This is a genomic window from Paenibacillus sp. FSL R7-0272 (assembly GCF_037969905.1).
GTDB classification, from domain to species: Bacteria; Bacillota; Bacilli; order Paenibacillales; family Paenibacillaceae; genus Paenibacillus; species Paenibacillus polysaccharolyticus.
Genome location: NZ_CP150221.1, coordinates 4,052,841 through 4,073,584 on the forward strand (window position 1 = coordinate 4,052,841; position 20,744 = coordinate 4,073,584).

Genomic DNA, 20,744 nt, shown 5'->3' on the forward strand with positions numbered 1-20,744 from the left:
TGCTGCAAGGAGATATAAGACATATCAAACGTTAGACTTAATCATCCTTATGATTCAGCTTATGAACCTGGGCTCATCTGTATGACTTCTTGTCCGAATTATAACAACCCGCTCTACACATCATGCTCGTTCTACATTTTCTGAGATGTCTGCTCTTTGGTTGCGACCTTACCGTATGTGCCCCCACCGCCAGAGGACAATGTCAGCCCACCATTTCGAGCCGCTACGATCAATTCGGCGAGCACCGGACCAACGACCTCGGCTAGTTGAGTTTCATCTGTACGATGCAGGACAGCCATCTCTGTTCCAAAACGATCCAGCAGTTGACGCAACTTGGCTTTACCAAGCCCTGGAATGAACTCAAGCGGAACCTGATAATAGTATGGCGGCCTCTCTGCAGGAAGCTCCGGTTGCTTACGATCAGCAATAGCCAGAATACGATCCAGCACCCCTTGAACCAGCTTGGGGCTACCACAAAGAGGACAACGTTCAGCAGACAGATCCTTTTCATCCATGACGCTACCACATGCTGCACAATAGGTCCGGTGATACTTACCGAGTCTTGGATTCAAACCATAATTGGCCGCAATCCTTCTTCCCTCTTTCCCTAGCAATGCCATACGGAATTCGTCAAAAGAAGGCGATGCAATCTGTAACTCATTGTATTCCCGCCCGATTTTACCTAGCGAATGCGCATCCGAATTCGTTAGAAACGGAACCTGATCCAGTTCCCGAATGTAACTCGCCATAGAGGAATCAGAGCTTAGACCCAGTTCAACCGCATCCACAAGGCTCGTGTCCAGCACATCCCCCATACGTGGCGCTGTGCTACCATAAATGCCCTTGTGCGGTGTAAACACGTGAGCGGGTACAATCAACCCGTCGCGTGCCTTAATCTCCGCTTGCATCTCAAGAGCAGGTACATATACCCGCTGGGAGCTGAGATTTACATTTTTCATATAACGTGCCATCCAGGTTGTAAAAGACTTCATGGTACCCAGATCCCGGAAGTAGGCGAGCATGTGGAACTCACGCATCTCAGGCTCGCGAAGCTCGATTTCGGTTCCGAGCAGAATGGTGGTGTCCTGATACGCAATACCGCCGCCCTCAACCTCAGACATCGTACCGTTCTCCAGCAGCTCCTCAATATCTCTCTGCACAACCGGAGAATGGCAATCAATGACCCCAAGCAAATGAATTCCTTTACGAGTGGAGGCCTCCCTGGCTATATTCTCAAAAGTTAAGTCACGGCTGCCGCTGATTTTAACTGCCTCACCACGGGACGTGCGTCCGATGTGGATATGCAGATCCGCATAACATGGCTCCCACAGCGGTAGCGTTCCCTTTTGATTTTGCATGATTAAAACCGTCCTGTCGTTTTGTAAATATCCCAGGCATACACAGCCATCATCGTTTTGGCATCACTGATTCGATTTTCGTCCATCAGCTTGTACGCTTCCTCTAGCGTGATCTCCGATACTTCAAGAAACTCATCTTCGTCCAGAGCCATCTCTCCAGCTTCCAGCTCTTCGGCGATATACAGGTGAATGATCTCATCCGCGAAGCCTGGTGAGGTGTAGAAAGACCGCAGATGACGGAGCGACTTGGCTTCATATCCCGTTTCTTCCTTCAGTTCACGCGCTGCTGCCACCTCCGGCTCTTCACCCGGATCAAGCTTGCCCGCAGGAATTTCCACTTCGGTACGTCCCATCGCCTGACGATATTGATCCACGACCAGCATACGATCTCCCCTCAATGCCAGTACCGCTACTGCTCCCGGGTGTTTGATAATCTCTCGGGTCGCCGTCTGTCCGTTCGGTAGCTTCACTGTGTCTACCTGAAGTGAAATCACTTTGCCTTCAAAGATTGGCTTGGTGGATACCGTCACTTCGTCAAGCTTGGGATTCGCAGGTTGAGGTGCATAGATGGATGCAGCAGATGTTTTGGATTTCATGTGTGCTTCAGCTCCGTTTCTATTTGTGATGGTTCAATTGAGCCGAGTTGATTTACACGGACACTCCGATGACAGAAGAAACTTCCAATCGCTGTTATCCCCAGATTTTTTGATTCTCTTGTTGCAAAGGTAGAAAATCCGGTGATAAAGGCGACCGCTTCGCTTTTCCAGTTTTTTTCTGTCCTCTCCGTTGATGTGTAAAAAATTCGTTCAATTGAACTGAGATGTATAAATTGGTGATTTCAGGCATATGGTGAGCCTATAAGAATTTAATCGTGTGTACAAGTCTAATGCGTACAGCGAGAACCAAGGGGGATTCACTAAATGAAAAGTTATCTCACACCTCAGTCTGCGCATGTGGTCGGACAAGCCAGACAAGTACAGCTTATCCTTAGACAGTGGATGCGTGAATGGGGCCCTGAAACCAAACTCAGCGACATGCTTGCGGGACGCAAAGGCTAGAAGCTTCACCATTGTTTAAAAAGTCCGAACCCGGTCTGCACCGAATTCGGACTTTCATTTCTTTTTTCAACTAACGCTCCAATTATATCATCTCATAGACTATCAAATATCCCAATCACTTATTTGCCTTTTGCCGTTTCCTGCACAATCGCGATAACGACCTGGGACAGTTTCACAATGTCTGCTGCGCGAATGCGTTCTTTGGTCGTGTGGATATCTTCATACCCTACAGCCAGATTCGCCGTCGGAATGCCGAACCCGTTAAAAATGTTCGCATCACTGCCACCGCCAGAAGCAAACGTGCTTGTTTCCAGACCCAGGCTTCGAATCGCACGCTGGGCAAGTTGCACTACCTCATGGTCATCATGGAAGCCAAATGCAGGATATTTAATCTCACTGCGGAACTCTGCGGTTGCGCCATATTTGCGACATGTCGTCTCCAATGCTTCACGCATTTGGGCAATTTGCTGTTCAATTTTCTCCTGCACAATACTGCGAGCCTCCGCATCGATCTGAACAAAGTCACATACCACGTTCAGTGCAGAGCCACCTTGAAATTTGCCAATATTCGCTGTCGTTTCGTCGTCAATGCGTCCAAGCTTCATAGCCGCAATCGCTTTGGCTGCAACCTGAATGGCACTGATTCCATCTTCTGGATTCACTCCGGCATGCGCCGACTTGCCATAGATTTTCATCTCGATCTCTGCTCTTGCTGGAGCAGCCACACAGATCGTACCCACCGCTCCGTTAGAATCCAGCGCATAACCAAAGGAAGCATCGATATCTTTCGGATTCATTGCTCGTGCACCGACAAGACCCGACTCCTCTCCGACCGTAATCACAAACTGAATTTTGCCATGCGGAATGTTGTTCTCCTGAATAACACGAATGGCTTCAAACAGAGCTGCAATGCCCGCCTTGTCATCCGCTCCCAGAATTGTTGTGCCATCACTGCGAATCCATCCGTCCTCACCAAGCTCCGGTTTGATTCCCTGTCCGGGGGTTACGGTGTCCATGTGACATGTGAAGAGCATCGGCTCTACACCTTCTACACCTGCCACACCTTCAGCTTCCAGTGTAACGACCAGATTGCCTGCTCCATGCCCTGTCTCGTTCATTGTATCGTCCTCATAGACATGAAGACCAAGACCCGCGAATTGTTCTTTTAACACCTTGGATATATTCTGCTCATTTTTTGTTTCGCTATCAATCTGCACCAGATCCATAAAATGCTGAATCACACGCTGTTCATTAATCATTAGACTTTCCTCCCTATCGTAGATACGGTACAATACAGGTACTATGGCTTGTTCAAAAGTTCTGAAAGGAGTTCTCTCTTCATGCAAAATAAGAAATGGTTCAAAATTGTGATCTATCTCATGCTGGCAGCTATGGTTGGCTCCACTCTTTTCATCGCACTGGAACCGTTGCTGTTCGGATAGTCACCCTGATCTGAAGCTCTTCTAACGCGCTGTCTACAGACGCTGGAGGGCTTCTTTTTCTGTACTCCATATCAAATCATATGGGAATATACGCTGAAAATAAGGTGCAATATCCCGGGCTACCTGCTCAACCGTGTATGAATTCCCCGTGATATCCTCCAAAGAAGTCACACCATACTGTTCAATTCCACATGGAATGATACCCTGAAACCCGGCATGTTGAATGCCTGAGGTAATGTTAAAAGCAAACCCGTGACTCGTCACAAATCCACGTCGATGCTTACACCGGTTAAACTTAATGCCGATGGCCGCAATCTTCAGATCACCGATCCATACGCCCGTATATCCTTCTTTGCGCTCGGATTCAACGCCCTGATCGGCGAGATAATCGATCATCACCTGCTCCAGCTTACGCAAGTAAGCATGCAGGTCCAGCTCCTCATCCCGACCAAGTACTAACAAAGGGTAACCTACCAATTGACCCGGTCCATGATAAGTAATATCACCGCCGCGATCAATTTGAAACAAGGAGATGCCCTGTGCTTTCAACTCTTCCTCACTCCAAAGCAGATGCTCCGGATGGTTCTGTGAACCAATGGTATAGGTTGGTGGATGCTGTAAAAGCAACATCTGTTCCGGACCTTCGCCTTCGTCCAGTTGCTGCACAATTGATTTCTGAAGATTCCATGCCGCCTCATAATCCAGCATCGGTATGTATGCCACATTCAGCGGTTTACCCATGTTTCCTCACATCCTTCTGCCCATGGTTTAATATATGAAAATAAGTCTGTCTCTAGACAGCCAGAAAAGTGCACGGCCTGAGGCACATACACTTTCCTGTCATTCTATCATAAACTTAATACACTTTTGTTTCCATGTTGTAGCCTTCCAGGTTCTCCTTAACACGTTGCAGGAACCGTCCACAGATGACGCCATCCAGAATCCGATGATCCAGAGAAAGACACAAGTTAGCCATGGACCGCACCGCGATCATATCATTAATGACCACCGGTTTCTTCACAATGGATTCAAAGGTAAGAATAGCGGCCTGTGGATAGTTGATAATGGGCTGGGACAAGATCGAACCAAATGAACCTGTATTGTTCACTGTAAATGTACCGCCTTGCATGTGATCCAGCTTCAGCGTACCTTCACGGGTCTTGCGAGCCAGATCATCAATCTCGCGAGCGAGACCCGCGATATTACGCTGGTCAGCCTGTTTGATGACCGGTGTAAGCACCGAATCCTCTGTACCTACAGCCATGGACAAGTTAATATCCCGCTTCACAATAATTTTATCAACAGCCCATACTGAGTTCATAATCGGGTAATCTTTAATCGCATTGACGACACCCTTCATCATAAACGAAAGATAGGTCAGGTTAATGCCCTCTTTCCGTTTGAACTCATCCTTCAATTTGTTGCGCAACATGACGAGGTTGGTTACATCCACTTCAATCATGGTCCACGCATGAGGGATTTCAGATACACTTTGACGCATGTTACGCGCTATGGCATTACGCACAGGGGTAACATCGATAAAATATTCTGATCTTCCTTGTCCGCCGCCTTCCACTTCAATCTGTGGAATTTTCGGACTTTCGGTCAGGTGGATTCCGGAATGACGCACAGGAACGCCCGCATCGGATGCAGGAACTGTCTGTCCAGTTACACCGTTCATAGATATCGATGACGTAGTTGCACCGGTATCTCTGATTCCACTGAACGGAGAAGACGATGAAGCCTGTGCAGCCTGAGTACCAACATTAGATGTTTGTACAGACGCTGATTCTGTGTTTGCCTGGCCGCCCTGTGCAACATAAGAAAGCACATCTTTACGTGTAATCCGGCCGCCTGCCCCTGTTCCCAGAACATGCTGCAGATTCAATCCATGTTCTGCTGCCAAGGACTGCACCGCAGGAGAATAGCGATGGCGCATCGGCTGATTCGGATCAAACGCAGCTGCGTGTGTACCCGTAGTTGCAGATTGACTTGCATTACGCTGTACTTGAGTTTGCTGCGATTGTTGCTGCTCGCTCGCGACAGGTGTAACTTGTTCCGCCGTATCTTCATCCGTAGCAACGACTTGCATACGGCAGATGGCCTCACCCACCGCAATGGTCGTTCCTTCTTCCACCAATAGATCACCCATAATGCCATCCACCGTAGACGGTATCTCGGCATTCACTTTATCCGTAATGACTTCGCAGATCGGCTCGTACTGCTCCACACGGTCACCCGGTTTTTTCAACCATTTGGCTATGGTAGCCGAGACCAGAGATTCCGCGAGCTGCGGCATAATGACCTCGATCCATTTCATACGTTCAGCCATTGATTTATCACTCCAAACTTTGTTCTATCTTTATCGATTAATACGCTGCAAGTTCACGCATGGCTGTTTTGGCTTTATCCTTGCTCAGCATATAAAATTTCTCCAGCGTAGGACTGATTGGCATAGCTGGTACATCTGGACCGCACAAACGCTGAATAGGGGCGTCCAGATCAAACAGACATTCCTCACTGATGATCGCCGCCACTTCTGCGCCTACACCACCGGTTTTGTTATCTTCGTGCACGATCAGCACCTTGCCTGTCAACCGGGCAGAATCGATAATCGCTTCACGGTCGAGCGGTTGCAGTGTACGCAGATCCAGTACGTGTGCCGTGATACCTTCTTCCCGTTCCAGCTCCTCAGCGGCCTGCATAACAAAATGCAATGGCTGACTGTACCCGATAACTGTAATATCGGCACCTTCACGAAGCACATTGGCCTTACCGATTGGAACGATGTAATCATCTTCAGGCACATCTTCCTTGATCAGCTTGTAACATTTTTTATTTTCGAAAAAGAGTACCGGGTCCGGGTCGCGGACAGCCGCTTTCAGCAAACCTTTCGCGTCATACGCCGAGTAAGGAGCAATGATTTTGAGTCCCGGTGTACCAAAGAAGATGGATTCCGGACATTGGGAGTGGTACAAGCCGCCGAAGATCCCGCCACCAATTGGCGCTCGAATCACAATTGGACAGCTCCAATCATTGTTGGAGCGATAGCGGATTTTGGCCGCCTCACTAATAATCTGATTTGTTGCCGGCAACATAAAGTCCGAATATTGCATTTCCGCAATCGGCTTCATACCGTACATTGCTGCACCGATAGCCACACCGGCAATCGCCGATTCAGATAATGGCGTATCCATGACACGCATCTCGCCAAATTGATCCTGCAACCCTTTGGTTGTCGTGAACACGCCACCTTTTACACCGACGTCCTCGCCAAGAACAAAAACATTCTCGTCCCGTTCCATCTCTTCTTTCATTGCGAGACGGATTGCATCAATATATTCCATCATAGCCATGATTACCGTCCCCCTTCTTCGCTGTCTGCATAGACATGCGTCAGCGTGTCCTCAGGTTTAGGATATGGCGCATTGTCTGCATATTCAGTTGCTTCTTTCATTTCCAGCGCAAGCTGGGAAGCCAGATCTGCATCCCGGGCTTCGTCCCAGATGCCGCATTCAATCAAATAATTTTTCATCCGAAGCACGCCGTCTTTCTTCCAGTTCTCCTCAACTTCTTCCTTCGTCCGGTAGGCCAAGTCATTATCCGAAGTCGAGTGTGGAGACAAACGATACATCATCGCTTCAATCAATGTCGGACCTTCGCCGGCGATAGCGCGCTGGCGCGCTTCCTTTACAGCCGCGTATACTTCGAGTGCATCGTTGCCATCTACGCGAAGTCCCGGGAAACCATATCCCAGTGCACGATCAGAGATTTTGCCGCTGAGCTGTTTGTGAATTGGAACCGAGATTGCATATTGATTGTTCTCACACATAATGATGACAGGCAACTTATGCACACCTGCAAAGTTTGCGCCTTCGTGGAAATCCCCCTGGTTGCTTGAACCTTCCCCAAAGGTAACAAAAGAAACAAACTCTTTCTTCTGCATTTTGGCAGCAAGAGCAAATCCGACCGCATGAGGAACTTGTGTAGTCACCGGGCTGGACCCGGTAACGATACGCAGTTTCTTATGACCAAAGTGGCCTGGCATCTGCCGGCCGCCACTGTTTGGATCTTCGGCCTTGGCAAAGGCAGACAGCATCAGCTCACGCGGTGTCATACCTACGGCCATAACGAAACCGTAATCCCGGTAATAAGGCAAAAAGTAATCATGATCACGGTCCAAACCAAAAGCCGCCCCGACTTGCGCTGCCTCCTGGCCTACACCGGATACGTGAAAGTTAATTTTGCCCGCCCGCTGCAAGAGCAAGCAACGTTCGTCAAACTTGCGTGCAAGCAGCATGTATTTGTACATATCTAAAACTTCTCCATCAGTAAGTCCCAGTTGTTGATGTCGATGAACCGCATCTGCAGTACCTTGTGAACTCATATGAGGTACCTCCTTTTAATCAAAGCCTTTTGCAAGTCCTACTACCCGATCTTATAACCTGGTACTAAGACTTGGCTTAACCTTATTATAATCCCTTTTGCCCAAAAAAGGAAAGTACCTTTCTCACTCAGGGTTGTCTGACTTACATTCCAATCGCTTTTCCATCCACGGCTAACATCGCTTCGCCCATAATTTCCGACAATGAAGGATGCGGATGTATGGTCTGTCCGACTTCCCATGGCGTTGCATCCAGCATTTGTGCCAATGCAGCCTCAGCGATCAATTCCGTAACATGGGTGCCAATCATATGTACCCCTAAAATATCATTCGTTTTGGCATCCGCAATAACCTTCACAAATCCATCGCGACTTCCGTGAATCAAAGACTTGCCGATGGCCTGGAATGGGAACTTGCCGGTTTTGATCTCGTATCCGCGTTCCTTAGCTTCTTTCTCGGTGAATCCAATGCTGGCAGCTTCCGGGCGTGTATACACGCAGCGCGGAATCCGATGTGCTTCAACCGGATGCACGCTCTCGCCAGCAAGATGATTCACTGCAAGGATGCCTTCGTGACTTGCGGCATGAGCAAGCTGTAACCCGCCGATACAATCACCAATCGCATAGATATGGCCTTCTCCAGTCTGCAGGTGTTTGTTAACCGCAATAAAACCTCGTTCCACTTTGATATCGGTATTCTCAAGTCCGATATTTTCAACATTAGCTTGACGCCCAACAGACACCAGCATTTTTTCAGCCGTCAGCGTTTCTACCTTATCTCCCGCAAGCTGCACGTCAATGTTCACGTTCTGATCATCGGTGTGGTAACTGTCGGTCATCAGCTTAGCGCCAGTCAAGAAACGCACGCCTCGTTTACCAAGTAAACGTTGCATTTCTTTTGCTATATCCTCGTCTTCTGCAGGAAGCACATGAGCCGCTGTCTCAACCACCGTAACACTCACGCCAAAGTCATTCAGCATAGAGGCCCATTCCAGACCGATGACACCACCGCCCACAATGAGGATTGAAGCTGGCAATTCGTCCATGCGGAGCGCTTCATCACTGCTCATGATATATCGTCCATCCGGTTCAAGACCCGGTAGCACACGTGGACGTGAGCCCGTAGCAATAATCAGGTTCGTTGGAACAACCGTGTCCATCTCGCCGTCCTCATACTCCACCGCTACAGCCCCGCTCTGTGGTGAGAAGATCGACGGCCCGATCACACGTCCTTTGGCTTGCACGACTTCGATTTTATTTTTTTTCATCAAATATTGAACGCCCTGATGAAGTTGCTCCACAATAGCATCTTTACGCGCCTGGACCTTCGGGAACACAAGCGTTGTTCCTGTTGTCTCGATGCCGTAGCTCTCGCTATCCTGAATCTCAGCGTACATCTCGGCACTTTTTAGCAGCGCCTTGCTTGGGATACATCCACGATGCAGGCACGTTCCACCTAGCTTGTCCTTTTCTATAATAACGACCTTTTTGCCTAGCTGGGCAGCACGGATCGCCGCAACATATCCGCCCGTTCCTCCACCTAATACAGCAACATCACATGGTATTGGCATCTCTATGTTCTCCTCTATATGCTCATTTTTTTGAATGATATAAGTTGAACTAGGGCTTTACACAGTCCACTACGATGACAGAATAACCTTTCAATCGCTGTTATCCCCAGATTTTTTCACATCCGTTTTTCAAAAGGAGAAAATCCGGTGATAAGCGTATGCTTTCGAAGTAGCTTTCTTGCAGAAAGCTTTTAGGCGAGCACTTCGTTTTTACAGGTTTTTTCTGTCCTCTCCGTTAATGTGTAAAAAATAGTTCAACTTATATAAAAAATAATAAAATGACCGACGGTACTTTATTTATTACATATCCTCTATACATCATTGTACTCTCCTTGCGCGGTCAACTCAAAATTTGACCCATTCTCGCATGGACAGTCTGTACATTCCAAGCTATGATATAAGCAGGGATTCCCTGTAAGCGTAACCTTTATTTTATGTCTACACTGGCAGAAAGGGTATAATGCTCATGAATACAAAAATAGTCTTTGCGCGCTTTCTCGCAATTGTTATACTCGTTATCCCAGGTTTAATGGCCATGAAGGGCTTCCTCATGATGAAAGATGCCTTATTTCTATATTACGCGGAGCACGGAAACGACCTGATCGCTCCCGGATTCCAGTGGCTTTCCTTCTTGGGTGGGCTCGTGCTTTTTGCGGCAGGCATGAGTTTTCTCGGCGGCTGGATTCTGTTTCGCGACCGCAAACGCAATTATGTAGGACCACGTTTTCGCTCCAAAAAACAGTCAGAACAGATGGAAACACCCGGAAGCAATTCATGATTCCGGGCTTTTTTTGTTTTCTGCGCATGATTAGAGATGCTTCATTCATACAAGGCATCTCGAAGTTTAGTGGACATGCGTGACTCTTTCGAAGATGATTTCAGAATCGTTCTGCGCAATGTCAGATTGCTGGCTTGTAGCCGTTCTGCTTCTGTCAGTAGTTCTGTAAATAATGCCTGCGCAGCTTCATCCAGCTTGCCTTGTTTATTCAGCTCCTCATATCGTTGCTTCAGTGAGGTTAATGCTTCGTTCATTGGTAACACCTCTTTTCAGATAACTCTAGTGGCTCCAGCTTTCGGAACCAACATCGTAACCATCCATATAGTAACACAAACCGATTTATATTAGTTCTGGCTCTTTCCAAAGAATATGTGGTAATCTGTAATGGTCGCTTTTTTTGAATTCCGTATGCGAGAGGGGTAGCAGCACCGTGCAAACTGGACGTATTACCGTAATTACTGGACCCATGTTCAGTGAAAAATCTGGTGAACTTATTCGCCGTTGTCAGAAACTTATTCAATTTGGCCGTAAAAAGGTCGTTGCCTACAAACCAGCCGAGGATGATCGATTCGCTCAGGACGAGATCGTAAGCCGAATCGGCTACAGACTTCCTGCCCATTCCATTCCCCGGCAACTAACGCCGGAATCCGTTGAGACCATTCTGAATCAAACCATAGATGCCGATGTTGTTGCCTTTGATGAAGTTCAGTTTTTCAGCAGCGCCATCATGGAACTCGTTTCCGAACTGGCTTACTGTGGCAAACATGTGATTGTGGATGGACTGAACATGGATTATCGCGGAAAAGAATTCGGATATATCGGTGGCCTGCTTGCCATGGCTGATGATATTGAGAAACTTTCTGCATTCTGCGCGGTATGCGGCAGCCCGGATGCTGCCTTTACACAGCGAATTGTCAACGGAGAACCTGTTACATTGGGTCCAGTTGTCATGATCGGCGATTCGGAGGCTTATGAGCCCCGCTGTCGTTGCTGCTTTATTCCTCCTCATAAAGTGGAATGCCCGTCCTAAGATACACTCAGAACCAAAGCCCAATTGGGCTTTTTTTTTATTGTCAGCAACAGAACAGGCACAAAAAAGCACCGCTGTGTGCGATGCTCTCCAAATCACTTCCCGCTAGTCACGGGAAACAAAATATTTGTTGGTCATGTAATATGCGTCGCCACGTGACGTTTCTACCATTCCTTTTTTGGCATCCAGGAATACAATCTCTTTACATTTCGTGCAATACCATTTGGTACGTTTATAAGGAGATTCTGTGACGTAGGCCGTGCCGCATTTACAATCAATTTTCATCAATAGCTCGGTGGATTTATAAGCACTGGACAGACGTTCCAGGTTATCCTGCTGCTGTGTTGGCATGATCGTCTGCTGATAATCGGATAAATGATTTTGAACCTTAAAGTCTGCGACCAAACCTGCATTTAACCCAAAAAACTCTTTGCCGATCTCCGTTACGAAGCGTCTCTCATTTCTATAACAATCGAGCCATTCAACAATCTGCTTATTAGACAGTGGAACCGTACCCTTGATACCGCTATTTAAGGTGTAGGTCATGATGTATAAAGTATCGTCTTGTCTTCCTGAGTACATTAGAATCCTCCTTCGAATACATTTGCTAATGTACTACAAAAACGCGCATAAATCAAAAAAATATTGTTTCCTGAGCGCATTTCTTCTTATTAAATGGGAAACATACCTCTCTCATCTGCTATTGTCTTACAAGAACTGCATACACCTGTAACATTTCCCTGTGGAGCAGCATAATACACGACCCTTTTCACATGTTTCCTGCAAATGGAACAGTAGTTCCTCCTTTCCTTTTTTGGAGTGTAGTCCGATAGCTTCACTACGTTTTGCTGCCGCCGAAACCTCCGTAAAAAACCTAGCCAATTCATATTCGCTTCACTCTTTCTTATGCGCTAGCCTTGTCGTCGTTTTTTCCTTGGCCTGCAAAATCGCGCCACCTGTTATGTATACGATTCCAAGTTGTGCGTGCCGATCTCATATTTTATTCGACGTTTCGGGTGTTTTTCCTGTTTTAATCTCAGTACATATTAAAAAAACCGTAGACACCTGTATTCTCTACACCCGAGAAACAGCGGCCTAATCGGTTTTTTCAGTCATCGTTTTATTTATAAAATGTGCCCAGTACGTCGAGATCCGATGAACGCTCTATGCGAAAAGGATAGATGAACCCCTGTTTCAGTTTAGCGAACTTTCGTCCCCACAGATCCAGTCCGGATGTAAACTTATAAGCCTGATATATGAATTTGGAACAATAATTTCGCTCGACACTTAGAAGGTTCGTTTGCAAGCGGTAGAACTTCACCTGCTTGTAATGTTCTTGAACCCATTCTGCTGCCCGCATACCCACCTGATGGAGCTTGGAACGGAATACAATAAAGCGATCCCCTTCATAAAAGCGAGTGAGATACCAGTCCAATGTATCCGCAAAAACCGGCCCGTAAGGATGCACATGATACACCTTTCCATCCAGACCAATAATGCCCATATGCCCGGCATAATAAGTTGATTCCGAGCTTGGCGTATAGACGATGTCCCCTGGCTCAAGCTTCAACGATTTTAATTCACTGAGAGGCATATCCTGCTGTTGCCTTTTTACAGCGGCACGTTTACGTCGTCCCTCGACCAATAAATGATGCAGTGCTCCAGCTGTAGCAAGATAAACTTCGGACCATTTCACTCGTTTCATATTCACGCGTTGAAGCAATCGCTTAATGAAAGTCGCATTTTGTTGTCCGGATGATGAACCTTTTTTCATTGTTGTACTCCACCCTTGTCGAAATGTAATCCGGTTTTGAGTCCCTAAGCTAGCATACAAGACGTGAAAACCTGTTATTATTCGCGCAAGCCTCTTGTAGATTTTGATTATAGACGGTTTAGAGCTGATCTTCAATCCAAAACGTGTTCAAAGACTGTTCTATCTTGTGCAATTCTAACTACTTCATACGCGCATGATACAAAAAAATAACCTCGGAAAATTTCCGAAGTTATTTTAAGTTCAAGTCTTGTTTCGACTTAATATTAACTACTCCACAACACCAAGCGCTTTGTTTTTTTCTTTGAAGCGACTGTTATGAGAAGAGACATAAGCTACTTTTTCGGCTTCCGGATCCATGTATAACTTCGCACTGTTAACGGCCAGAGCTGCATCTGTAAATGTACCCGCGATCAGATACAACTTGCTTGCATAATCGACGAAATCACCCGCGGCAAAAACGCCAGGTATGTTCGTTTGCAATCTTTCGGTCGTGCTCACATGCCATTCACCCAAGTCTAATCCCCACTCACGAATGGGACCAAAATCACTCTTCATGCCATGATTGACAATCACCGCATCCACTTCAAGCATCTCCGTCTCTCCGCTTTCCATATGTGTAACGGTTACCTGTTCAATCATATCCCCGCTTATGCTGTGTAACTTCTCAATTGCGTAGGGTGTGCGCACGTCAACTGAGGATTCTTTCATACGCGACACGTTCCGCTCCAGTCCTCCGAAGTGATCACGTCGATGTACGACCGTTACCTGCTGAGCCAAGCTCTCTAGCTCATTCGCCCAATCCACAGCGGAGTCTCCCCCACCCGAGATTAACACTCGTTTACCGCGGAAAGGCTCGAGCTCTTGCACCGTATAATGTAGATTGGATACTTCATAGCGGTCTGCCCCTTCAAGCTCCAGTTTCGCCATTTTGTATATCCCGTATCCTATTGCCAAAATGACAGTGCGTGTCCAGTGTTGCTCACCTGTAGCAGAAGTTAGCAGAATGGTGCCATCCGCTTTACGTTCAAATCCTTCAATCTGTTGTTCAAACACGAGTGTCGGTTCAAATGTGCGCGCCTGCTGCTCCAACTGTTTAATCAGATCTTCACACAGGATGGGTGTTACCCCTCCAACATCCCAGATCATCTTTTCCGGATAAAACAGCATCCGTCCACCCAATCTGTCGCGTGCCTCAATTAATTTCGTTTTCATATCTCGCATACCGCTATAAAAAGCAGAGTACATGCCTGCCGGGCCGCCTCCGATAATCGTCACATCATAAAGCTCTAATTCTTGATTCATCTCTACAGGACCTCCATCCACTCGACTATGGTAATTAATTATATGATATTGATTCTCATTATCGTTTAAGTCTAATGGAAATGGGTTCAAATTACAATCCCAATATCATTTTTGCCTCCTGCGTAACTTTATGTGCACGATTTCCTCTTCATTTATTGTGCTCTTGGAGCAGACAAAAGTTTATCTACAACAAAATCGAGTTGTTTATTGATGGAATAGATGTCTGAATAATAAAAGAAATCAAAATCAATCTCGATTAACCGACCTTCTTTGACCGCCTTGATGTTACGCCATATCGGATTATCCGTTAGAACATCTGCCCCTTCATACACAGAGCGGAACACATAGTCACCTATGTATTCTGGAAGAACTTCCATTGAGATTGTAGAGCCATCTTCGTCTGATACGACATCGATTTTGTCTTGTACTACTTTAGGAGCTTTCATCTCCAAATACTCATAGACTGCCTGAGAACCCCGACCAAATTGCTTGCTCTCCACAACGACCATACCTTTTAGTCCGCCTTCAATAATGGAAATGGTTTTATCCAATATACCAGCGTCTGCAAGAGTTTTTTTACTATCTTCCACTTTGCTGTTAAGGTTGTTAATCAAGACTTCAGCTTCCTTCTCTTTGCCAAAAATGCTGGCTATGCTGTGAAGTCGTTCTTCCGTTGTCATTTTCTCGTACGGAATATACACCGTAGGTGCGATATTTTTCAACGTGTTATATGTTTCTTCCGACGGAACAATAATCAGGTCTGGATCAAGGTCAATGACCGCTTCAGGGTTCGGTTCGAACCAGGTACCGAGTGAATTTACACCTTCAAGCTCACTCTTGTAAGCAGCCCCGTCGTATACATCTGATGTAGCGATTGGCTTGACTCCAAGTGCAACAACATCACCTTGAAGATACAGCACAACAACTCTTTTCGGATTAGCCGGAACGATAACATCACCTTTTATGGTCGAGACCGTGCGTGTTTCTTTATCTTTGTTTACTTGACTTCCCGTCTCTGATGTTACTGATGAACTACTGTTAGTCGAATTAGCACCCGTTCCTTCTCCAGCTGAAAGTGTATTGGCGGTACCTGAAGAACAGGCCGTAAGGAGCATCGTTAGACTTAATATAGCAATCATGATCATGCTGGAACTTGAATTTTTTCTTTTCATTGGTGTGGACCCTCCGTTTATATATCGATAATGATTATCATAATCAATATATCTTGACTTCAATGCCCAGCCAATGGACGATTCGGATACGTGCAATGGACGATCTTCTATTCGGCCCAATTCCTTCATCTTCTTTTGATACAGGGTTGGAGACATGCCCACATGTTTCTTGAAGATTCGGCTAAAATAATATACATCTGAATAACCAACCTCTGCAGCGATATCACCAAGCTTTGCATCTGAACGTACAAGTAAATCCTGAGCCTTGCCGATTCGCGTCTGAATTAAGTAATCGATGGGACTGTAACCCGTCTTTCGTTTGAATCGCATAGATAAATGACGCGAGCTAAAATTGAATTGTTCTGCTAGAAAATCAAGTGTAACCTGTTCTCTATAATGCTGATGAATGTATTCAAGCGTCTGTTTCACCGGATCAACAACTTCGGTTTGAACCTCTTGTGCAGCTAGCTGAACCATCAGTTCATGAATGAATTGATAAAACAGACTTTTCGTATAAAGCAGGTCCAAATTGGTTGGTTGCGTCCATACTTTCTCCATCTCATTCAGATACCTTAACAAGTTCAATGGATTCCTCGGTGTAAATCCATATTGTAAAGAAAACGGAGTACCTAGAGCTTGTCCTTGTAGCCACCTTTTACGATAATTTGGAAATGCTCGAAATGCTCTGTAATACAACATAATATATTCGAAATCTTCATGGGCCTGTATATTTAATAATGATCCTTTGGCTCCATGAAGTATAAAAAATGGCTCTGATCTATACTTATGTCCATTCAATTGAATGTCGGCTGACCCTCGAATTGAATATATAAAACAAGCAGCAGGCAGTGTATATGATCCATGTTGTATTTCGTTCTTTAAGATGATGCGGCGTATATCCAGCACCTTCACGGCCGCATAATTCCAATATTGCATCTGTTCATTTAATTGCATTATTTCTCTCCAATCTCCGTTTCTCCTGAAACAATAACCGCTAAAAACCACACACTCATTGATAACCATTATCAATTATCCTGATAAAGTTCGCAATACTTTACATAAAGTATATTTTTAGTGAGCAGGTAGAACCTTCATTCTTCTCCCTCATCAACCGATATATGGATAAAAGACCGTTACCATACTAAAGAGGGAGAAGGTAAAATGAATTCAATTTCACCTGCAACCAAAAGCAGCTTCACACCACCGGCCAGCCCGACCTCAAACCGAGATAAAGAAATTCAAGGGTTGATGCAGCAGAAAGTAAAATTAAATGAACAAATCCACGTTGTTAAATCCAATGATGAGCTTGATATCAAAACTAAGGCAGAACGCATAAAATCCTTAACCGGTTCCATTGCGCAGATTGATAGTCACATCGCGCAGATCAAAGCAGAAGAGATGGAAGAGAAGAACAAGTTACAACAGATGAATCAGACGAAGCAACCACAATCGAAGCCTGAAGAGCCACAACAGACTCCGTCAATGAATCATCTTATCAAGCATAGTCAGACGTATGATCAGATGGGAAAGCTGGTTGGTTTGCGGGACAAAATGCAAACTTCTATTCATACCATTGAGGGGGAAACCCGGTTTGACCGGATTGTGCTGGAGAACGACACGCACAGCGATATTGGCAAAACGCAGATGCTTGAAAACGCGGAACGCACGGTTTTTCAGAAAAAAAGAGAAGTAGTGCAGGATCTAGAGTCCAACATACGAAAAGCGAATCATAAGCTCGGTGAGTTGGCAGACGAAATTCGTAAACCTGAACGTCACGATTCGGGACAGCTTCCCTCATCTGTAGGTTCGCCCAAAGAAGAATCTCAAGAGATTGACCGAGGAAACTCGGCTGTATCTAAGACCAAAGACAGTGCTCCCGATGAAGAACAATCAGAACAAGGACGCGTAAGCAGCTCTGTACCAAACCAAGCAAGTGCATCGGCTACTTCGGCTTATTCTTCTGTAGACATTCGTGCCTAAGGGAGAAAATACGGTTAGACCTAAACGGATGTGGGACTGTAAAGAAAATATACATATTGTTAGACAGTTTTAATATTACCTTTTATATCACCTAACGATCCTTCATTGCTTCACATCTTGTGATTCTTTTGTATCGATCGATCTAATCAGACAACCGCTGTTTTGGGAGACGTGTTCTCCAAATCTCAGCGTTTTTTGTCATTCGCCATTGACAGTGACTCAGGCTCATTTGGTTTGTACGTATTTAAGCTTCAATTCAATATGAGTACTTGTCTTCTAAACGATTAACATTAACCTATGTAGTATCTAAGTTTAGGTACAACTAGGCCCGCACAGCCTCCCCTTCCATGTCATTCGAACATATGATGCTGCCATTGATGGATTTGCAGCTTTTTTTCACACGTGTAGCTTCATCAATAATCTGATTAATATTTTCATATCGTTGATATAGATTGGTTACAACTGCGATGGATACCGATACTAAAGGAATGGGTCGATTCAATCCCGAGCGTCCCTCACCCATCACATACTGATTGTTCCAGTCCTGTTCGTTGTAGAAATTTTTCTTCAACTCTTCAAACTGGGAAATGACTTCTTCACAGACCCGCTTATACTGATGGTGGTTCAGGATTGCGATAAAATCATCCCCGCCGATATGTCCAAGAAAAGCCTCTGCTACCCCAAAATGCTCACGGAGTAAAGTAGCCGTTGCTTGGATAAGCTCGTCCCCCAATTTGAAACCATAACTATCGTTATACGATTTGAACTGATCCAGATCAATGTATAGAACACTGAACTGATCCTGTTTAAGCACCTGAACTAATCGATCATCTATGATTCGATTGCCGGGAAGCCCTGTTAACGGATTCATAAATATAGCCATTTCCGCTCGAACATCCGCAACCGCCAGCAATAATCGCCGAATACTCACTGCCCCATGGAATCGATCTCCAGATGTTACCAGAACTAGATCATACAGATCCGCTTCTTCACGCTTCATCGCCGCCACGCTGACATCTGTAATCTGTTCCGAATAATCTACGACCAGTGCGTTTACGTTCGTAAGCAGCTTCACAGGACGCCCCATGTAGAGATTGTAACCATATTGTGAGCCGATCTGTTGAAAAAAACGTGTTCGCATCATCAATGAAATTCCTTTTTTCCCTTCAACCGCTACACCCTCCAAATTTGGATTGGATTTAAACAGTTGATATAAGGTATCACACTTGGTTTCTGGCAGTACGACTGGAATCGGTTCAGCAATTTCACCTATTTGAGTAAACACATAAATCAACCCCTCGCCATATCATCAACCATGTCACTTTTGATCTATCCGTGGTCACATCGTACCACTTTTTACCTAAAAAAGCGTTAAATTCAGGTAAATTTTTTCGAAAAACACCAATGCTTTGCTTAAATCTGTAAACTTTTTAGGTAATAAGTCACATTTACACTTTTTCGTGTTGTTCAAATTGTTAGTTTGTAATGTCTATTAAATCAAATATAGAAACACACTAAAAATTCGGATATTTATTGGGCTTTAGCAAAATATCCAGGTGGCTAATGCTGTCACTGATGCCCTCGAGTCCATGCCAGTTCAATGGCGTGACGGATCGCAAGTTCGATGTGAACTGCATCATTTTGAATTTTTTCGGCAATAGCTGGGTAGCAGTTTATACACTTCTATATAACTTAACGTTAGTCAATATATTCATGTGGAAAAAATCATTTTAATGAAACTTAATAGGTTGACACTTATTACTTCCAAAAGATTAATTATATTTACAAATATATGTTGAATATACCATTCCAATTGGATATTATTAGTACATAATATTAAAAGGAGGACTAAAAAATTGAAGAAGAAATTATCTCTGGTCCTCGCTTCTTCAGTCTTGGCTTTATCTGCTACTTTTTATAGTCTAGCCAGTGCTTCCGAAAAAGAGTTGATCCCCGTAAATTCGGGTGAAATTTCTGGCTATGTTTACCTAAATGGGGAACCAATTAAAGAAAACACCACTGTTTACGCTACAGAAAATAATCAGGAAGAACTTATTGAGAAATACGGACTTGAAAAGCCTTCCGAAAGCGCAAAGTTGGTTTCAATTCAAATAGTAAACAATGAATCTGATTACCCTCGAGATCCTGTAAAAGAGCAAGATGACTCTATTAGTCCACAGAACATTTGGGGTTTCAAACTTGTAAAAAGTCCAACCCAAAGTATTGATGGTTGGACTGAAATTGCGAGAGGCAAATACTTTTGCAATAAACCGAAAACTCAGTCATGCAATGGTGTAGAAATTTCGATAGCTGCAAACGAAAGTGTATCAGTAGAGGTACAAACTTCTCTCAGCATCGGAGTTAAAGAGTTTGTTGCGGCTGAGTTTGGTCGTAGCCTTAATGAACAAATTGGCGTATCCACATCCGTAATGGTTCCTATGAATGTCCCCGGAGGTAAAACAGGTATAGGAGTTGGCTATCCAATTTATAAATCAACGTATGGTCAAGTTTATCAAAAAGGGCTCTTCGGTGATACGCTTTTGGGTGGAGCAACATATCTTGAACCAAAGCCATCATCCATTGCTGTTACATCATGGATACAAGGATAAAAAGAAAAGAACATCTCATTGAATTCTGATTTTAATATCTCAATTCAAAACATTGTAAAACATTTATGTCTCGAACTGACGTCGTTAATCTTACGGTGTCAGTTTTATTTAATTTACGTTGAGAATTTTCTCTTTTTTGAAATAAATATAAACTTGATTTGGCTTGACCTTCGCCAGATTTCGTAAATCATACGCCAAACAAAGGAAGCCGTGTCTTGCGGAAAAGATTTTTCGAACTGATACAAAGCATAAATTTGTCGATAAGAAATACCACTTGTTTATGTGAT

20 protein-coding genes and 1 pseudogene are annotated in these 20,744 nt (G+C 44.9%); 6 read left to right on the top strand and 15 right to left on the bottom strand.

Annotated features, from left to right (window positions below; translation table 11 throughout):
* Window positions 1–131: 131 nt before the first annotated feature.
* Together MKY23_RS17970 and MKY23_RS17975 are read right to left on the bottom strand one after the other, a co-directional pair.
* Complete coding sequence (locus tag MKY23_RS17970; protein WP_339831237.1) at window positions 132–1,358, bottom strand: endonuclease Q family protein; 1,227 nt, start codon at window positions 1,356–1,358, stop codon at window positions 132–134.
* Window positions 1,359–1,360: 2 nt separating this feature from the next.
* Entirely contained in the window at window positions 1,361–1,954 is a 594-nt protein-coding gene (locus MKY23_RS17975) for an NUDIX hydrolase (protein WP_090922453.1), read from the bottom strand.
* Window positions 1,955–2,278: 324 nt separating this feature from the next.
* Here MKY23_RS17975 and mciZ point away from each other — a divergent pair, with 324 nt between their 5' ends.
* A complete protein-coding gene (gene mciZ / locus MKY23_RS17980) occupies window positions 2,279–2,416 on the top strand; it encodes a Z-ring formation inhibitor MciZ (protein WP_090922454.1) in 138 nt (45 codons plus the stop codon).
* A 119-nt stretch (window positions 2,417–2,535) separates the two neighbouring features.
* Here mciZ and MKY23_RS17985 read toward each other — a convergent pair whose 3' ends face one another.
* Entirely contained in the window at window positions 2,536–3,675 is a 1,140-nt protein-coding gene (locus MKY23_RS17985; RefSeq protein ID WP_090922456.1) for a M20/M25/M40 family metallo-hydrolase, read from the bottom strand.
* Between the two features lie 81 nt (window positions 3,676–3,756).
* On the opposite strand from MKY23_RS17985, the gene prli42 reads away from it, so the two are divergent.
* Complete coding sequence (gene prli42, locus MKY23_RS17990; protein WP_090922458.1) at window positions 3,757–3,858, top strand: stressosome-associated protein Prli42; 102 nt, start codon at window positions 3,757–3,759, stop codon at window positions 3,856–3,858.
* Between the two features lie 33 nt (window positions 3,859–3,891).
* Here the strand turns inward: prli42 and lipB are convergent, their stop codons facing one another.
* From lipB to lpdA, 5 genes are all read right to left on the bottom strand, one after another.
* Window positions 3,892–4,599, bottom strand: a complete 708-nt coding sequence (lipB, locus tag MKY23_RS17995; RefSeq protein ID WP_336120272.1) for a lipoyl(octanoyl) transferase LipB — start codon at window positions 4,597–4,599, stop codon at window positions 3,892–3,894.
* Between the two features lie 115 nt (window positions 4,600–4,714).
* A complete protein-coding gene (locus tag MKY23_RS18000; RefSeq protein ID WP_339831241.1) occupies window positions 4,715–6,190 on the bottom strand; it encodes a dihydrolipoamide acetyltransferase family protein in 1,476 nt (491 codons plus the stop codon).
* Window positions 6,191–6,227: 37 nt separating this feature from the next.
* Window positions 6,228–7,214: an alpha-ketoacid dehydrogenase subunit beta gene (locus tag MKY23_RS18005; RefSeq protein WP_090922464.1), complete on the bottom strand. Its 987-nt coding sequence runs from the start codon at window positions 7,212–7,214 to the stop codon at window positions 6,228–6,230.
* A gap of 2 nt (window positions 7,215–7,216) precedes the next feature.
* Complete coding sequence (locus MKY23_RS18010) at window positions 7,217–8,245, bottom strand: thiamine pyrophosphate-dependent dehydrogenase E1 component subunit alpha (protein WP_090922468.1); 1,029 nt, start codon at window positions 8,243–8,245, stop codon at window positions 7,217–7,219.
* A gap of 142 nt (window positions 8,246–8,387) precedes the next feature.
* The gene (gene lpdA, locus MKY23_RS18015; RefSeq protein ID WP_339831243.1) at window positions 8,388–9,812 is read right to left on the bottom strand and encodes a dihydrolipoyl dehydrogenase; all 1,425 of its coding nucleotides are present in this window, start codon (window positions 9,810–9,812) and stop codon (window positions 8,388–8,390) included.
* Between the two features lie 460 nt (window positions 9,813–10,272).
* On the opposite strand from lpdA, the gene MKY23_RS18020 reads away from it, so the two are divergent.
* Window positions 10,273–10,590: a DUF2627 domain-containing protein gene (locus tag MKY23_RS18020; RefSeq protein ID WP_339831245.1), complete on the top strand. Its 318-nt coding sequence runs from the start codon at window positions 10,273–10,275 to the stop codon at window positions 10,588–10,590.
* A 41-nt stretch (window positions 10,591–10,631) separates the two neighbouring features.
* Here the strand turns inward: MKY23_RS18020 and MKY23_RS18025 are convergent, their stop codons facing one another.
* Complete coding sequence (locus MKY23_RS18025) at window positions 10,632–10,844, bottom strand: hypothetical protein (RefSeq protein WP_154888469.1); 213 nt, start codon at window positions 10,842–10,844, stop codon at window positions 10,632–10,634.
* Between the two features lie 176 nt (window positions 10,845–11,020).
* On the opposite strand from MKY23_RS18025, the gene MKY23_RS18030 reads away from it, so the two are divergent.
* Complete coding sequence (locus MKY23_RS18030) at window positions 11,021–11,620, top strand: thymidine kinase (protein WP_090922476.1); 600 nt, start codon at window positions 11,021–11,023, stop codon at window positions 11,618–11,620.
* A gap of 105 nt (window positions 11,621–11,725) precedes the next feature.
* Here MKY23_RS18030 and MKY23_RS18035 read toward each other — a convergent pair whose 3' ends face one another.
* The 4 genes from MKY23_RS18035 to MKY23_RS18050 form a co-directional block, all read right to left on the bottom strand.
* Window positions 11,726–12,202, bottom strand: a complete 477-nt coding sequence (locus MKY23_RS18035; protein ID WP_090922478.1) for a hypothetical protein — start codon at window positions 12,200–12,202, stop codon at window positions 11,726–11,728.
* Window positions 12,203–12,740: 538 nt separating this feature from the next.
* Window positions 12,741–13,394: a hypothetical protein gene (locus MKY23_RS18040; protein ID WP_339831250.1), complete on the bottom strand. Its 654-nt coding sequence runs from the start codon at window positions 13,392–13,394 to the stop codon at window positions 12,741–12,743.
* Window positions 13,395–13,661: 267 nt separating this feature from the next.
* The gene (locus tag MKY23_RS18045) at window positions 13,662–14,696 is read right to left on the bottom strand and encodes an NAD(P)/FAD-dependent oxidoreductase (protein ID WP_339831252.1); all 1,035 of its coding nucleotides are present in this window, start codon (window positions 14,694–14,696) and stop codon (window positions 13,662–13,664) included.
* A gap of 152 nt (window positions 14,697–14,848) precedes the next feature.
* Window positions 14,849–16,822 carry an AraC family transcriptional regulator gene (locus tag MKY23_RS18050; RefSeq protein ID WP_339831255.1) on the bottom strand — a complete coding sequence of 658 codons (1,974 nt, stop codon included), beginning with the start codon at window positions 16,820–16,822 and terminating at the stop codon, window positions 14,849–14,851.
* A 207-nt stretch (window positions 16,823–17,029) separates the two neighbouring features.
* Between MKY23_RS18050 and MKY23_RS18055 the strand changes: the two genes are divergently transcribed.
* The gene (locus MKY23_RS18055; protein ID WP_339831257.1) at window positions 17,030–17,848 is read left to right on the top strand and encodes a hypothetical protein; all 819 of its coding nucleotides are present in this window, start codon (window positions 17,030–17,032) and stop codon (window positions 17,846–17,848) included.
* 322 nt (window positions 17,849–18,170) lie between these two features.
* On the opposite strand, the gene MKY23_RS18060 is transcribed toward MKY23_RS18055, so the two are convergent.
* Both MKY23_RS18060 and MKY23_RS18065 read right to left on the bottom strand, forming a co-directional pair.
* Window positions 18,171–19,133: a GGDEF domain-containing protein gene (locus MKY23_RS18060; protein ID WP_339831259.1), complete on the bottom strand. Its 963-nt coding sequence runs from the start codon at window positions 19,131–19,133 to the stop codon at window positions 18,171–18,173.
* Window positions 19,134–19,401: 268 nt separating this feature from the next.
* Window positions 19,402–19,516, bottom strand: a pseudogene (locus MKY23_RS18065) (sporulation initiation factor Spo0A C-terminal domain-containing protein); the annotation flags it as partial.
* 188 nt (window positions 19,517–19,704) lie between these two features.
* Here MKY23_RS18065 and MKY23_RS18070 point away from each other — a divergent pair.
* Window positions 19,705–20,457, top strand: coding sequence for a hypothetical protein (locus MKY23_RS18070; RefSeq protein WP_339831262.1), 753 nt, complete (start codon window positions 19,705–19,707; stop codon window positions 20,455–20,457).
* The last annotated feature ends 287 nt before the right edge of the window (window positions 20,458–20,744 follow it).